At 72.5% G+C, this 13,402-nt stretch carries 14 protein-coding genes, 1 tRNA gene and 1 pseudogene; 8 read left to right on the plus strand and 8 right to left on the minus strand.

Annotated elements, in window-relative coordinates; genetic code table 11:
* Positions 1-5 precede the first annotated feature (5 nt).
* From ABZ883_RS16275 to ABZ883_RS16285, 3 genes are all read right to left on the minus strand, one after another.
* Complete coding sequence (locus ABZ883_RS16275) at positions 6-359, minus strand: hypothetical protein (protein ID WP_360906288.1); 354 nt, start codon at positions 357-359, stop codon at positions 6-8.
* 108 nt (positions 360-467) lie between these two features.
* The gene (locus ABZ883_RS16280) at positions 468-872 is read right to left on the minus strand and encodes a hypothetical protein (protein WP_360906289.1); all 405 of its coding nucleotides are present in this window, start codon (positions 870-872) and stop codon (positions 468-470) included.
* Between the two features lie 153 nt (positions 873-1,025).
* Positions 1,026-1,113, minus strand: a tRNA-Leu gene (locus ABZ883_RS16285).
* A gap of 192 nt (positions 1,114-1,305) precedes the next feature.
* On the opposite strand from ABZ883_RS16285, the gene ABZ883_RS16290 reads away from it, so the two are divergent.
* The 4 genes and pseudogenes from ABZ883_RS16290 to ABZ883_RS16305 all read left to right on the plus strand — a co-directional run bounded on the left by ABZ883_RS16290 (position 1,306) and on the right by ABZ883_RS16305 (position 4,590).
* Positions 1,306-2,634 carry a M20/M25/M40 family metallo-hydrolase gene (locus ABZ883_RS16290; protein WP_360906290.1) on the plus strand — a complete coding sequence of 443 codons (1,329 nt, stop codon included), beginning with the start codon at positions 1,306-1,308 and terminating at the stop codon, positions 2,632-2,634.
* Between the two features lie 141 nt (positions 2,635-2,775).
* Positions 2,776-3,009, plus strand: coding sequence for a chaplin (locus ABZ883_RS16295; protein WP_360906291.1), 234 nt, complete (start codon positions 2,776-2,778; stop codon positions 3,007-3,009).
* 175 nt (positions 3,010-3,184) lie between these two features.
* Positions 3,185-3,427, plus strand: a pseudogene (locus tag ABZ883_RS16300) (chaplin); the annotation flags it as partial.
* Between the two features lie 281 nt (positions 3,428-3,708).
* A complete protein-coding gene (locus ABZ883_RS16305; RefSeq protein WP_360906292.1) occupies positions 3,709-4,590 on the plus strand; it encodes a chaplin in 882 nt (293 codons plus the stop codon).
* A gap of 81 nt (positions 4,591-4,671) precedes the next feature.
* On the opposite strand, the gene ABZ883_RS16310 is transcribed toward ABZ883_RS16305, so the two are convergent.
* Positions 4,672-4,860 (minus strand): DUF5703 family protein, encoded by a 189-nt coding sequence (locus tag ABZ883_RS16310; RefSeq protein ID WP_319661956.1) that lies wholly within the window; start codon positions 4,858-4,860, stop codon positions 4,672-4,674.
* Between the two features lie 47 nt (positions 4,861-4,907).
* Between ABZ883_RS16310 and ABZ883_RS16315 the strand changes: the two genes are divergently transcribed.
* Positions 4,908-5,525 carry a hypothetical protein gene (locus ABZ883_RS16315; protein ID WP_360906293.1) on the plus strand — a complete coding sequence of 206 codons (618 nt, stop codon included), beginning with the start codon at positions 4,908-4,910 and terminating at the stop codon, positions 5,523-5,525.
* Between the two features lie 45 nt (positions 5,526-5,570).
* Here the strand turns inward: ABZ883_RS16315 and ABZ883_RS16320 are convergent, their stop codons facing one another.
* Together ABZ883_RS16320 and ABZ883_RS16325 are read right to left on the minus strand one after the other, a co-directional pair.
* Entirely contained in the window at positions 5,571-7,655 is a 2,085-nt protein-coding gene (locus ABZ883_RS16320) for a helix-hairpin-helix domain-containing protein (protein ID WP_360906294.1), read from the minus strand.
* A gap of 40 nt (positions 7,656-7,695) precedes the next feature.
* On the minus strand, positions 7,696-8,676 hold the full coding sequence (locus ABZ883_RS16325) for an aldo/keto reductase (protein ID WP_360906295.1): 981 nt from the start codon (positions 8,674-8,676) through the stop codon (positions 7,696-7,698).
* A 126-nt stretch (positions 8,677-8,802) separates the two neighbouring features.
* Here ABZ883_RS16325 and ABZ883_RS16330 point away from each other — a divergent pair, with 126 nt between their 5' ends.
* Positions 8,803-9,855 carry an LLM class F420-dependent oxidoreductase gene (locus tag ABZ883_RS16330; protein ID WP_360906296.1) on the plus strand — a complete coding sequence of 351 codons (1,053 nt, stop codon included), beginning with the start codon at positions 8,803-8,805 and terminating at the stop codon, positions 9,853-9,855.
* A gap of 37 nt (positions 9,856-9,892) precedes the next feature.
* On the opposite strand, the gene ABZ883_RS16335 is transcribed toward ABZ883_RS16330, so the two are convergent.
* Complete coding sequence (locus ABZ883_RS16335; RefSeq protein WP_360906297.1) at positions 9,893-10,498, minus strand: hypothetical protein; 606 nt, start codon at positions 10,496-10,498, stop codon at positions 9,893-9,895.
* A 304-nt stretch (positions 10,499-10,802) separates the two neighbouring features.
* On the opposite strand from ABZ883_RS16335, the gene ABZ883_RS16340 reads away from it, so the two are divergent.
* Positions 10,803-11,591 (plus strand): ferritin-like domain-containing protein, encoded by a 789-nt coding sequence (locus ABZ883_RS16340; RefSeq protein ID WP_360906298.1) that lies wholly within the window; start codon positions 10,803-10,805, stop codon positions 11,589-11,591.
* Between the two features lie 37 nt (positions 11,592-11,628).
* Here ABZ883_RS16340 and ABZ883_RS16345 read toward each other — a convergent pair whose 3' ends face one another.
* Positions 11,629-12,630 (minus strand): magnesium and cobalt transport protein CorA, encoded by a 1,002-nt coding sequence (locus tag ABZ883_RS16345; protein ID WP_360906299.1) that lies wholly within the window; start codon positions 12,628-12,630, stop codon positions 11,629-11,631.
* Between the two features lie 64 nt (positions 12,631-12,694).
* On the opposite strand from ABZ883_RS16345, the gene ABZ883_RS16350 reads away from it, so the two are divergent.
* Positions 12,695-13,393, plus strand: a complete 699-nt coding sequence (locus ABZ883_RS16350) for a histidine phosphatase family protein (RefSeq protein ID WP_360906300.1) — start codon at positions 12,695-12,697, stop codon at positions 13,391-13,393.
* The last annotated feature ends 9 nt before the right edge of the window (positions 13,394-13,402 follow it).

Below are 13,402 nucleotides of genomic sequence, written 5' to 3' on the forward strand. Positions count from 1 at the left end.
TGGTGCTAGTGGCTTCCGCCGACCACGGTGAAGCTCTTCCAGGGAGCCTGGCCGGGCACACCCGGGTCGCTGGTCTGCGAGGACAGGTAGAACTCGCTGGTCCCGGTGAGGTTGTGGCAGTCCTCGCGGGTGTAGAGGATCACGTCGTTGACGGTGTTGTTGTCGACCGACTTCGCGCCGGGGGCCGTCAGCGGGTGGCAGCCGTCGACCGAGGGGCTCTCGATCTGCTGCGGTTTGCCGTCGGTGGTGGTGTAGACCAGGTTGCCCACGGCCTGATGGGTCATACCGGAGCACGCCGCGGTGCCGAGGAGCAGGAGCAGGGCGCCGGCGTGGAGGCCGGGCCGGCAAAGAGCGGCCATGGTGAGCGTCCTCGTCTGTACGGGGGACCGGTACTGAGGGCAACGCTGCCGCCTGCGCCGCCCCCTGTCACCCGCAGCGCGACCAGTCGGCTGAATCGGCGGCGCCATTCACACCGCCGCGGGCCTGCGCCCCGGGGCGGTGCACAGGGCCCACAGGGCGACGCCGTCGAGGAGGATCATCGCCAGCGCCCAGAAGGGGATGTACGGCAGCCACATGAAGTTCGCCAGCATGGCGAGCCCGACGAGCGCCACGCCCACCTTGCGCGCCCACAGCGCGCCCCGCAGGAGCAGCAGCCCGACGAGCACGATCAGCACCCCGAGCACGAGATGGATCCAGCCCCAGGCGCTCAGGTCGAACCGGAAGGTGTAGTTGCCGGTCACGACGAAGACGGTGTCCTTGGCGATCGCGGAGGCGCCCTGGAGGATCGCCGAGATGCCACCGAAGATCATCAGAACGGCGGCGAGGACGATCCGTCCGGAAGCCGCGGAGCCGTCCGTTCGCGAAGTGGCCATGGTGGGCTCCTTACTCTTCGGAACCAGCGTGCCACGGTCCGCAGCGGACGGCATGCGGAGCGCCCGGGAGTTCAGGACCCGAACGCGCCGGCGCCCGCAAACGCCGATGGGCGGTACCGCCGTACTCCGGCCGTACCGCCCACAGGCTTCACATGGTGTCCGAGGGGGGACTTGAACCCCCACGCCCGATAAAGGGCACTAGCACCTCAAGCTAGCGCGTCTGCCATTCCGCCACCCGGACAAGGTGTCCGCCGCCTGGCTCTCGGGCCCGGCGACGTGGAAAACAATAGCAAACATCCGGGGCCCCTCGATCAACCCGCCCGCCGGGGCCCTCGTGACGCCCGTGGGAACCGTGCGAAGGGGGCCCGGGGGGCCTCGCGGCCCGGTGGGGGAGCGGGGGAGGATGGGGAGATCGACCAACGAAGGAGACAGCGTGAGCGAGTCGAGCTCGGACGCCCGTACGACCACCGGTGAGGACGAGGTCGCCGGCCTCTGCCGCGACCTCATCCGGATCGACACCAGCAACTACGGCGACCACTCGGGTCCCGGCGAGCGGGCCGCCGCGGAGTACATCGCCGAGAAGCTCGCCGAGGTCGGCCTCGAACCACAGATCTTCGAGTCGCACCAGGGCCGGGCCTCCACCGTCGCCCGCATCGCCGGCGAGGACCCGTCGCGGCCCGCGCTGCTCATCCACGGCCACACCGACGTCGTGCCCGCCAACGCCGCCGACTGGACGCACCACCCGTTCTCCGGCGAGATCGCCGACGGCTGCGTGTGGGGCCGCGGCGCGGTCGACATGAAGGACATGGACGCGATGACCCTGGCGGTCGTGCGCGACATGCTCCGCAGCGGGCGCCGCCCGCCGCGCGACATCGTGCTCGCCTTCCTCGCCGACGAGGAGGCCGGCGGCGTGTACGGCGCCCGCTACCTGGTCGACAAGCACCCCGAGCTCTTCGAGGGCGTCACGGAGGCGATCGGCGAGGTCGGCGGCTTCTCGTTCACGGTCAACGAGGACGTGCGGCTCTACCTGATCGAGACCGCCCAGAAGGGCATGCACTGGATGCGGCTCACCGTGGACGGCACCGCCGGCCACGGCTCCATGACCAACACCGACAACGCGATCACCGAGCTGTGCGAGGCGGTCGGCCGGCTCGGACGGCACCAGTTCCCGGTGCGGGTCACCAAGTCCGTCCGCGGCTTCCTCGACGAGCTGGGCGACGCCCTCGGGATCGAACTCGACCCCGAGGACATGGAGACGACGCTGGCCAAGCTGGGCGGCATCGCGAAGCTGATCGGGGCCACGCTGCGCAACACCGCCGCACCGACCATGCTGGGCGCCGGCTACAAGGTCAACGTGATCCCCGGCCAGGCCACCGCGCACGTCGACGGCCGCTTCCTGCCCGGCTACGAGGAGGAGTTCCTGGCCGACCTCGACCGCATCCTCGGCCCCCGGGTCAGGCGCGAGAACGTGCACGCCGACAAGGCGCTGGAGACGACCTTCGACGGCGCGCTCGTCGAGGCCATGCAGGCCGCGCTGAAGGCCGAGGACCCGATCGCGCGGGCCGTGCCGTACTGCCTGTCCGGTGGGACCGACGCCAAGTCCTTCGACGACCTGGGCATCCGCTGCTTCGGCTTCGCGCCGCTGCAGCTGCCGCCGGACCTCGATTTCGCCGGGATGTTCCACGGTGTCGACGAGCGGGTGCCGGTGGACGGTCTCAAGTTCGGCGTGCGCGTGCTCGACCGCTTCCTCGCGAGCAGTTGAAACGACTCGCCAATTATCGACATTTCCTGCCGCTTAGCCGAAAAGAGTGAATGAATCCCAGCGGCAGTAGCGCGCCTTGTGTCCACTCGTTGGTTCCTGTGCGGTCCGAAGTTGGGGCCGTTTTGCCAACGAGGAGGAAAAATGATCAAGAAGGTCGTCGCTGCTGCCGTGGTCACCGGTGGGCTCGTGGCTGCGGGTGCCGGCGTGGCCGTCGCCGACTCCGGAGCTCAGGGTGCCGCTGTCGGCTCCCCGGGCGTGCTGTCGGGCAACGTGATCCAGGTTCCGGTGAACATCCCGATCAACCTGTGCGGCAACACGATCAACGTCGTGGGCCTGCTGAACCCCGCCGTCGGCAACGTCTGCTTCAACAGGTGACATCGCGTCGGGCCCTCTCCAGGGCCTGACCCGGCCGGCCCCGTGAAGCCCTGAACGGGCTTCGGGGCCGCCCCGGCTGGGGGAGTGCCGGTTTTCATCTCCGGGGGGCACTCATTCCCCCGGCGGGTACCGCCCGCCGGTTTCCGTATCCGGAAAAGCAAGGCAAGGAAACTCAATGCGACAGGTTGCAAAGAAGGCGCTGATCACTGCGGTTGCGGCCGGCGGTGCGCTCGCCGTCACCGGCGGCATGGCCCACGCGGACTCCCACGCGTCCGGCGTGGCCGCCGGTTCGCCGGGCGTGCTGTCCGGGAACCTGATCCAGGTCCCGGTGAACATCCCGGTCAACCTCTGCGGCAACACCATCAACGTGGTGGGCCTCCTCAACCCGGCGGCGGGCAACGTCTGCATCAACGGGTCCTTCGGGCACCGTGAGGTCCGGGTCTACAAGAAGGGTGGCTTCCACAAGGCCATCGGTGGCTACCGCGACAAGGACGGCTACGCCGACAAGGACGGCAAGTGACGTTCTCTCAGGCCTCTTCCGAGGCCTGAAACCGGTCGGCCCCGGAAATGCCCTGTGCGCTTCCGGGGCCGCCCCGGCTAGGGGGAGGCAAAAGTTCTGACGTCCGGGGGGGCGACCATTCCCCCGGCGGGCTCTGCCCGCCGGTTTCCGTATCTGGAAAAGCAAGGCAGGGACAATCCATGCGACAAGTCGCGAAAAAGGGGCTGCTCACCGCGGTCGCGACCGGCGGCGTGCTCGCCGTGACCGGCGGTATGGCCGCCTACGCGGACTCCAACGCGTCCGGCGTCGCCGCCGGTTCGCCGGGCATCGCGTCCGGCAACGCGATCCAGGTTCCCGTGAACATCCCGGTGAACGTCTGCGGCAACACCATCAACGTGGTGGGCCTGCTGAACCCGGCGGCCGGCAACACCTGCGTCAACGGCTCCCCCGGCCACCGCGAGGTCAAGGTCTACAAGAAGGGCTTCCGCAAGCCCGTCGGCGGCGGCTACCGCGACAAGGACGGCGGCGGCCGCGGCGGCTCCACCCGCGGTGTCGACTCGGCGTTCGGCAGCCGCGGCAACGACGGCGGTCACGGCTTCGGCGGCAACGACGGGGGCCGCGGCTTCGGCGGCGACCGTGACGGGCGCGGCTACGGGCACGGCGGCGCGTCGGCCCACGGCGCGGCTGTCGGCTCGCCCGGCATCCTCTCCGGGAACGCGATTCAGGCGCCGGTGAACATTCCGGTCAACGCCTGCGGCAACTCCGTCAACGTCATCGGCCTGCTCAACCCGGCCGTCGGCAACACGTGCGTGAACGCCGGCGGCTACGGCGGCGGCCACCACTACGGCGGTGGCGGCAAGGGCCACGGGCACCACCCGCGCCCGCCGCACCGCAACGTGCCGCGTGACCACGACAACTACCCGGAGCACAACAACCCGGAGCCGGCCGGCGTGCCGGGCGGTGGCGGCCCCAGTCTGGCCCAGACCGGTACCGAGGACCTCGGCACCGCGCTGCTCACCAGCGCCGGCCTGCTGCTCGGCGGTGCCGTGCTCTTCCGCCGCGCCCGCGCGGTCCGTCGCTGAACGCCTCTGTCTCCCCCATGGGGCGGCGTATGAGGAAAGGGGCCCCGCCGATGCGGGGCCCCGCTTCATGTGTGGCGTACGTCACCATGTGGCGCGGACCTGGCGGATGATTCTTCGGCGCAGCCGTACCCGGCGGCTGCCGTCCGGGTAGAGGCGGAGACGGTCCAACTCCCAATGCCCGTACTCCGCGTGGTCGGTCAGAAGCCGCTGGGCCTCCTTGCGGGAGACGCCCCGAGGCACGTACACATCTCTGAATTCGTATTCAGGCATCGCATCTATTGTGCGGGGAGCGCCCCAGTACGGATAGCGTCTTCCGCATGTCTGATGCCGCGCAGCCCACTGTTGCCGAGGTACGAGCCGCCGTCGAGGCGGTGAAGGCCGCTCTGGACCGCCACCTGGCCGCCGTCGAGCACCGGACCGGGGAGGACGATCCCGCGGTCTACCAGGCCTTCGAGGCCCTCGCCTCGGCCGCCGAGGCCTACGACGAACTGCTCTACGACACCTATGACGAGGTCACCCCCTTCGAGGTGCCGCTCGGGGACACGCTTCCCGAGTACAACGGTCCCGAGGAGCCGGAGGCGATCAGCGTCCTGATCCGCCGCGACTACACCGTGGGCGATCCGGAGCGGCTGGTGCAGCAGGCGGAACGCGTCGCCGACGCGGGGCAGGAGGCCGGCACCGATGTCGCGGCCGCGATCGGGGCGCTGTTCGGGGAGTACGAGCCCGACGAGATCGCCGAGCGGCACAAGGAGTTCGGCCTGGAGGAGGGCGACTCCACGGTCTGGGTGACCGCGGTGGAGGCGGCCGAGCCGGGGGAGTGGCTGGCCACCCCCTTCGAGCAGGCCGATCCGCGCCACCTCATCTGCCGGTTCGACGTCAGCGCGGTCTTCGACGACGAGAGCGACGCGCTCGGCGAGGAACGCGATCAGGCATGACGCCCCGCACGGGGGCCCGGCACCTCCGGGCCCCCGTGCCGTGCGCTACTGCGCCGAAGCCGATGCCGCCTGCTCGCGCAGGATGTCGCGCAGCCGCGTGGTGCGGTCCCGCGCCGGGACCTCGGCGACGGCGTGGGGCAGCGCCTGGTCGACGCCGTGCACGACGGAGAGGTGCCGCTCGCCGCGGCCGAAGGCGGTGTAGACCCAGGCCCGGGTCAGGGTCTGCGCGGCGTCCCCCGGCAGCACGACAACGGCGGCCGGCCAGCGGCGGCCGGCGGCCTGGTGGGCGGTGACCGCCCAGCCGTGGCGCACCTGCGCGGCGACGGCGTCGGGCGCGACGACGACGGCGGTCCCGTCGCAGTCCACGTGCAGCCCCTCGTCCCCGCCACCGGTCACCGTGCCCGGCACGGCAGTGCCGGGGCCGGGGCCCACGAGCACACGGTCGCCGGGGTCGAAACCGCCGAAGCGGCCGGGGCCGGGGTTCAGCCGTTCCTTGAGCGCCGCGTTGAGCACCCGGGTACCGGCGGCGCCGCCGTGGCCCGGGGTGATGACCTGGGTGCTGCCGGCGGGCACCCCGATGACCCGGGGCACGGAGTCCGCGACCAGCTGCACCGTGCGGTGGACCGCCTCGCCGGCGTCCCGCACCGGGACGATCACGACCTCCTTCTCCGGTGCCTCCACCTGCGCGAGCTCACCGATGCCGATCCCGGAGACCAGCTCGCCGATCGGCCCCGGGTCCGGTGTGCGCGAGGCGACCTGCGGGCACACCTTGGCGGCCGCCAGGTCGGCGAAGACCCGCCCGGGTCCGGCGGACCACAGCGCCATCGGGTCACCGGAGAGGACCAGCCGCGCGCCGTCGGGCACGGCCTCGACGAGCGTGGCGGCCGTCTCCACGTCCAGCAGGGGCGCGTCCAGGACCGCCAGCAGGTCGAGCGCCAGCGTCCCGTCCTCGTCCCGTCCGGGCCCCTCCTGGCCGGCGAGCAGGCCCGCGACGGTGGCCACCGCGTCCTCGCCCGCGCCCGCCGCGACCAGCCGCCTGCGGCCGTCCTCGGTGGCCGCGGCGGCGTAGGCGCGCAGGCCCAGCGTCCGGGCGGCCGCCACGAGGGCGGCCGGTTCGGCACGGGCCTCCTCGGCGCCCTGGTGCACCACGAGTCCGCTCTCCGCGGCGGCGCGCACGAGGGCGCCGGCGGACGGCGAGGGCGCCGCGGCGGCCGCGCCCTCCCAGTCCGGCCCCTCGTCGGGGGAGAAGGTGTTGAGCAGCCGCATGAGGCCGTCGGCGAGGCTCTCCTCCGCCATCGCCCACCGGTCCAGCCCCAGCAGCAGCCGCACCGGCTGCTCGGCGTCCTCGTCGGCGTCGCTGTCGCCGCCCGTGGCGCGGGCCGGTCCGGCGCTGTCGTCGGGAACGTGGAAGAGCAGCGCCACACCGTCGGTGACGGCCGCCTTGAGCGCGTCGTCGGCGGCCGTGACCGCGTGCCGGCCCAGGGCCGCGCCGAGCACGGACCATTCCACCGCGGTGTGCCCCTGCTCGGCCGCCTGCTCCAGCAGCCGGACGACCAGGGCGCGCACCCGGCGCTCGTCCTCCGGGCCGGCGGCGCCGCCCAGCAGGGCCTTGGCGAAGCCGTCGGCCTGGTCCACCCGCACGCCGGGCACCGACAGCACCTGCCACGGGTCGTCGCGCAGCGCCTCGCCGGCCCGCTCCCCGAGGGCCGCCACGGCCGCCTCCGCCAGCCCCTCCGGTGCGCCGCCCGCGGCGAGCACCGTGCGCGCCGCGGCCACCGCGTCGCCGCTCAGCAGGGCGGGCACGGGCGCCGGTGCCATCGCGGCGGGGGCCGGCGCGGGCACGGCTGGGCGCTCCGGAGCGGGCCGCGCCGGGGAGGTGCGGTCCCGGGGCACGGCCGCCGGACGCTCACCGCGCTCGATGGCCCGCACCGCGGCCGCCAGGTCCGTCAGCTCATCGGGCAGCTGCGAGCCGACGCCCTCGGTGGACGGGCGCGGGCGCCGGGGCCGCGGCGCGTCCTCGCCGGGTTCGTCCGCGGCACCGGCGGACTGCTCCGGCGCCGCGTCGGCACCGGGCGGCGTCCCCGCTCCGCTGCGGTCCTCGCGGTCGCGGTCGTCGCGGTCCTCGGTCACGGTGGCCTCCGTAGGTGGGCGGACTACCGCCGGAGGACGCTCACAGCGTGCTCCAGTCGTGGTCCGGATAGCGGTGCAGCGGCGCCGAAACGTCGTCCAGCGCCTGGCAGATCTCTTCCGGAAGACTAAGGGCCTCCACTGACAACGCCGCCGCCAGCTGCTGGGCGTTGCGCGCACCGACGATGGGCGCGGCGACGCCGGGGCGGTCCCGCACCCAGGCCAGGGCCACTTGGAGGGGCGAGGCGGCCAGTCCGTCGGCCGCTATGGCCAGCGCGTCCACGATGAGCCGGGCCGTCTCGTCGAGGTAGGGCGCGACGAAGGGCGCCATGTCCTCCGACCCGCCCCGCGAGTCCGCCGGGGTGCCGTGCCGGTACTTGCCGGTCAGCACGCCCCGTCCGAGCGGGGAGGAGGGCAGCAGGCCCACCCCGAGGTCCAGCGCGGCGGGCAGCACCTCGCGTTCGATGCCGCGCTGCAGCAGCGAGTACTCCATCTGCGTACTGGACAGCGGCGTGCGGGTCTGCACGGCCCGCTGCCAGGTGGCGGCCTTGGCGAGCTGCCAGCCGCAGAAGTTGGAGACGCCGACGTAGCGGGCGCGGCCCGAGGTGACGGCGAGGTCGAGGGCCTGCAGGGTCTCGTCGAGCGGTGTCGTGGGGTCGTACGCGTGCACCTGCCACAGGTCCACGTAGTCCGTCCCGAGCCGCTGCAACGAGGCGTCCAGAGCGGCCAGGAGATGACCGCGGGAGGCGTCGAAGCGCCGGTCGGGGTCGGGGACGCTGCCGGCCTTGGTGGCGATCACCAGGTCCGCGCGCGGCACCAGGTCCTCGACCAGCCGGCCGAGCAGGTACTCCGCGCCGCCGTCGCCGTACACGTCGGCCGTGTCGACGAGCGTGCCGCCGGCCTCCCAGAAGGCCTTGAGCTGGTCCGCGGCGTCGAGTTCGCCCGTGTCGCGTCCCCACGTCAGCGTGCCGAGCCCGAGCCGGGACACACGCAGTCCGGTACGGCCGAGGTGCCTTTGCTCCATGAGGGGTGAGATTACTGGTCAACGGCAGTATTTGGGCCCGAGTGACGTACCCGACAGGCGCCGTGCCGCCGTCAGGGCGATATGGTCCGGGGAACAAGGACGTTACTCGTTGGTAAGGGGAGCGCTATGCGGCTCGGGATCAACCTCGGCTACTGGGGCGCCGGGATGGACTCTGACAACCTCGCCGTCGCGCGGGAGGCGGACCGCCTCGGGTACTCGGTGTGCTGGGCGGCCGAGGCCTACGGCTCGGACGCGCCCACCGTCCTGGCCTGGGTGGCCGCCCAGACCGAGCGCATCGACGTCGGTTCGGCCATCTTCCAGATCCCGGCCCGCACGCCCGCGATGACGGCCATGACCGCGGCCACCCTCGACTCGCTGTCGGGCGGCCGCTTCCGCCTCGGCCTCGGCGTCTCCGGGCCGCAGGTCTCCGAGGGCTGGTACGGCGTCAGGTTCGACAAGCCGCTGGCCCGCACCCGCGAGTACGTGGAGATCATCCGCAAGGCGATGTCCCGCGAGCGGCTGACCCACGAGGGCGAGCACTGGACGCTGCCGCTGCCGGACGGCCCCGGCAAGGCCCTCAAGCTGACCGTGCACCCCGTCCGCGAGCACATCCCGCTGTACATCGCGGCCATCGGCCCGAAGAACCTGGAGCAGACCGGCGAACTGGCCGACGGCGCCCTGCTGATCTTCCCCTCGGCCGAGCACCTGGAGGAGACGGCCCTGCGCCCCATCCGGGCGGGCCGCGAGAAGGCCGGGAAGACGATGGAGGGCTTCGACGTCTGCCCGACCGTCCCGGTCGCCCTCGGTGAGGACGTCGACGCGCTGGCCGACATCTTCCGCCCCTACACCGCGCTGTACGTCGGCGGTATGGGCAGCCGCAAGCAGAACTTCTACAACAAGCTGGCGCAGCGCATGGGGTACGAGAAGGAGGCCGCCGAGATCCAGGACAAGTACCTGGCCGGCGACAAGGACGGCGCCGCGGCCGCGGTCCCGCGCGAGCTGATCGACTCCACCACCCTGCTCGGGCCGGTGGAGCGCATCGCCGACCGCATGCAGGCGTACGCCGAGGCCGGCGTGACCACGCTGACCCTCGCCCCGGCGGGCTTCACCCTGGACGAGCGGATCGCGGCCCTGCGCGCCGGCGTCGAGGCCCTGGAGCGGGCGGGGCTGGCCGACTAGACCCGGCAGGCACCGCGCGGCGGCGGCCGGTTCCGGCTCAGCCCGGGACCAGCCGCCCCAGCAGCCGTCCGAAGGCGGTCAGGCGCGCTATCTGCCCCGGGCCGCCGTCCTCCAGGGACTTGCTGAAGCGGAAGGCCTCCGGCCGGAACCGGGCCGAGGCGATCGTCCCGTCGGCGTCCCCGCGGACCGCGCTCAGCTCGTGCGGCATGGCGGTCGCCAGCACCACGTACACCCCGCGGTCGACGCGCCGCCCCTCCTCGTCGTGGCCCACCAGGGTGCGCATCCCGACGTGGCCGATGGTCTCCAGGGGGAGCACCTGCACGGAGGAGTCCAGGACCCGGCCGCCGGGGGCGTCCTCGTCGGCGACCTCCTCGCTGTGCCAGAGGATCAGCCGCCGCCCGTCGCAGACCGCGGCCTCCTGCCACACCGAGGTCCCGGCCTCCGTGAGGTCCACCACGCGTTCGAGGGTGAAGCCGCGTACCCGGCGCCGGCCCAGGACCCCGCCGATCGCCTCCAGGGCCACGTCGGCATGGAGGAAGTAGGCGTGCGCCGCGTCGTCCAGGCGCGCATAAGGGGCCCAGTCAGAACCCGCGGGGCCCGCTGGACGCACCGTCGAGCGGCTCCGCGTCGCCTTGCTGAACATGTCTAGGTAGTGACCCCTCCGAGGGGCTATGAAATCACGAGCACCCGGTCCGGCCGCAGGACCCCTCGGTTTTCGCGGCCGTGGTGGGGGCTCGGGGGTCTTCCCCGCCACGGCCGTCAGCAAACTCAACGCGGGGAAGCGCCAAGGGTTACGCACCCCTCACCCGTTCGTCCTCATCCGTTCGGCCGAGTTGACGCGCGGGCCTGTTGCCACCGGCTTTCCGGGGCATTTGACTCTTCATTTACGCATGGTCGATTTATTGAGTTATCCGGTGGTCCATCCGGTTCGCGCAGGAGGTTCCCGCATGCTCTCCGCCCGGAGTCTGTTCCAGGAGATCCTCGACCACGACGAGTCCTTCCGGCTCTTCTGCTCGATCGCCGCCAGCGGCGAGGCCCAGGGCGGCTGGGAGAACGGCCGCATCGCCGCCCTCGTCCCCGAGCAGGAGCGCGCCCTGGCCCCCAAGATCGCCCGGCACGGCGCCGACGAGGACAAGCACGGGCGGATCTTCAACGCCCTGCTGCGCAGGCGCGGCCTGGACCCCGTGCCCGTGCCCGCGGACACCGACTACACGATGCTGCTGGAGCGCGGCGGCATCGGCCTCGCCCACGACAAGCTCCGCCGCGACGAGCCGCTGACCGTCGGGGACGTCGTCACCTACCTCGCCCACAGCCGCGTCACCGAGCAGCGCGCCTCCGAGCAGATGGCCCTGCTCGCCCGGCACTTCGCCGGCCACCCCGACATCGGCCGCGCCGTCCGCATGATCTCCCAGGACGAGGACAACCACCTCGCCTACTGCCACGAGGAGCTGCTGCGCCTGGCCGCCGCCGGGCACGGCCGCGCCATCCGGCACACCCTGCGCGTCTGCGCGCTGGCCGAGATCCGCGTCCACCGCGACGTCAGCCTCGCCGTCATGGCCCACATGGGACGCGCCCTCGGGTGGTCCGGGGGCCGGTCCGCGCTGCTGCGTGCGGGCATCCACGCCGTGTACGTCTACGAGCGCCTGGGCGGCTGGCGGCGCATGGTGCGGCTGTCCATGCCGCAGCGGCGCGACGCCCTCGGCGGGCCGGCCACCGCGGCCGAGGCCGCGGTCTAGACGCGGCAGGGCCGGGCGGGGGCGTCGCGGCGGGCCGTCACAGCCAGCCGTGCCGCTTGAACGTCCGGTAGAGCAGGATCTCGGCCACCACGATCACCGCCAGGACCGCGGGATAGCCCCACACCTGGCGCAGTTCCGGCATGTGCTCGAAGTTCATCCCGTACACGCCGGTGATCATGGTCGGCACGGCGGCCATGGCGGCCCAGGACGAGATCTTGCGCATGTCGTCGTTCTGCCGCACGCCGACCTGGGTCAGATGGGCGCCGAGGATGTCGCTGAGCAGCCGGTCGAGGCCGTCCACCAGTTCGTTGGCCCGGGTGAGGTGGTCGGCGACGTCCCGGAAGAACGGCTGCGTGCTGGACGCCACATGCGGCACCGTGCCCGCGGACAGCCGGATCATCGGCTGCGTCAGCGGCGAGGCCGCCCGGCGGAACTCCAGCAACTGGCGCTTGAACCCGTAGATCCGGCTGGCCGTGCTCTCCGCGCCGCGCCGGGCGGCCGTCCGCCGCAGCTCGGGCGCGAACACCTCCGTCTCCAGCTCCTCCAGGTCGGCCTGGAGATCGGCCGCCACCACGATGTAGTCGTCCACCACGGTGTCGCTGATGGCGTACATCACAGCGCCCGGACCGTGCTTGAGCACCTCGTGCTCGGCCTCCAGCCGGTGCCGGATCTCCCCGGGGGCGATGCCCTCGCCATGGCGCACGGTGACGACGAAGTCCTTCCCGACGAACACCATCAGCTCGCTCGCGGTGACCGTGTCCCGCGCGTCGTCGTACGCCACCGGCTTCAGCACCAGGAACAGCGAGCCCTCGTAGACCTCCAGTTTGGGGCGCTGATGCGCGCTGAGGGCGTCCTCCACCGCCAGCGGATGAAGGGTGAACTCGCGGCTGACGAGGTCGAACTCCTTCTCCGTGGGCTCGTACAGGCCGATCCACACAAAGGCGCCGTCCATCGCCCGCGCGGTCTCCAGGGCCTCGGCCACGTCGGTGGGGGTCGCCGCTCGCTCGCCGTCTCGGTACACGGCACAGTCCACGATCACGTATGTCTCTTTCCGCGAATCGCCGCCGACACACCGGTCCCGCGGCGGCCGTATGGTGGCGGTCATGTCCACCGTGATCCTGGTCCGGCACGGCCGGTCCACCGCCAATTCCGAGAACGTGCTGGCCGGACGGCTCCCCGGAGTCGCCCTCGACGAGACCGGCCGCGACCAGGCGGCGGACCTCGCCGCGCGGCTCGCCGCCCTGCCGCCCGCCGCCGTCGTCACCAGCCCGCTGCAGCGCTGCCGCGAGACGGTCCAGCCGCTGCTGGACGTACTGCCCGACGTGCCCCTGCACGTCGAGGAGCGAGTCTCGGAGTGCGCGTACGGCGACTGGAGCGGCCGCAAGCTCGCCGAACTCGCCGACGAGCCCATGTGGGGCGTCGTGCAGCGCTATCCGTCGGGCGCCGTCTTCCCCGGCGAGGGCGGCGAGTCGATGCGCGCCATGCAGATCCGCGCGGTCGACGCCGTACGCGAGTGGAACGCCCGCATGGAGGAGGCCCACGGGCCCGACGCGCTGTGGGTGCTGTGCTCGCACGGCGACGTCATCAAGGCGATCGTCGCCGACGCGCTCGGCATGCACCTCGACCTCTTCCAGCGCATCGCCGTCGACCCCTGCTCCGTGACGGCCATCCGCTACACCTCGGAACGGCCCTTCCTGCTCCGCCTCGGGGACACCGGCAGCCTCGACGGGCTCCGCCCGCGGGAGAAGCCCACGGCCGCCCCGGGGGACGCGGAGGTCGGTGGTGGTGCGGGCGCACCGTGATCAGCTTCC

Origin of the sequence: Streptomyces sp. NPDC046977 (genome assembly GCF_040644455.1) — a bacterium.
Taxonomy (GTDB): domain Bacteria; phylum Actinomycetota; class Actinomycetes; order Streptomycetales; family Streptomycetaceae; genus Actinacidiphila.

Excerpts from the sequence above, each read along its gene's own strand:
- ABZ883_RS16330 (WP_360906296.1), top strand. The coding sequence starts at position 8,803 with ATGCGGCTCGGGATCAACCTCGGCTACTGGGGCGCCGGGATGGACTCT.
- ABZ883_RS16325 (WP_360906295.1), bottom strand. The coding sequence starts at position 8,676 with ATGGAGCAAAGGCACCTCGGCCGTACCGGACTGCGTGTGTCCCGGCTC.
- ABZ883_RS16280 (WP_360906289.1), bottom strand. The coding sequence starts at position 872 with ATGGCCACTTCGCGAACGGACGGCTCCGCGGCTTCCGGACGGATCGTC.
- ABZ883_RS16335 (WP_360906297.1), bottom strand. The coding sequence starts at position 10,498 with ATGTTCAGCAAGGCGACGCGGAGCCGCTCGACGGTGCGTCCAGCGGGC.
- ABZ883_RS16295 (WP_360906291.1), top strand. The coding sequence starts at position 2,776 with ATGATCAAGAAGGTCGTCGCTGCTGCCGTGGTCACCGGTGGGCTCGTG.
- ABZ883_RS16310 (WP_319661956.1), bottom strand. The coding sequence starts at position 4,860 with ATGCCTGAATACGAATTCAGAGATGTGTACGTGCCTCGGGGCGTCTCC.
- ABZ883_RS16305 (WP_360906292.1), top strand. The coding sequence starts at position 3,709 with ATGCGACAAGTCGCGAAAAAGGGGCTGCTCACCGCGGTCGCGACCGGC.
- ABZ883_RS16275 (WP_360906288.1), bottom strand. The coding sequence starts at position 359 with ATGGCCGCTCTTTGCCGGCCCGGCCTCCACGCCGGCGCCCTGCTCCTG.
- ABZ883_RS16340 (WP_360906298.1), top strand. The coding sequence starts at position 10,803 with ATGCTCTCCGCCCGGAGTCTGTTCCAGGAGATCCTCGACCACGACGAG.
- ABZ883_RS16350 (WP_360906300.1), top strand. The coding sequence starts at position 12,695 with ATGTCCACCGTGATCCTGGTCCGGCACGGCCGGTCCACCGCCAATTCC.
- ABZ883_RS16315 (WP_360906293.1), top strand. The coding sequence starts at position 4,908 with ATGTCTGATGCCGCGCAGCCCACTGTTGCCGAGGTACGAGCCGCCGTC.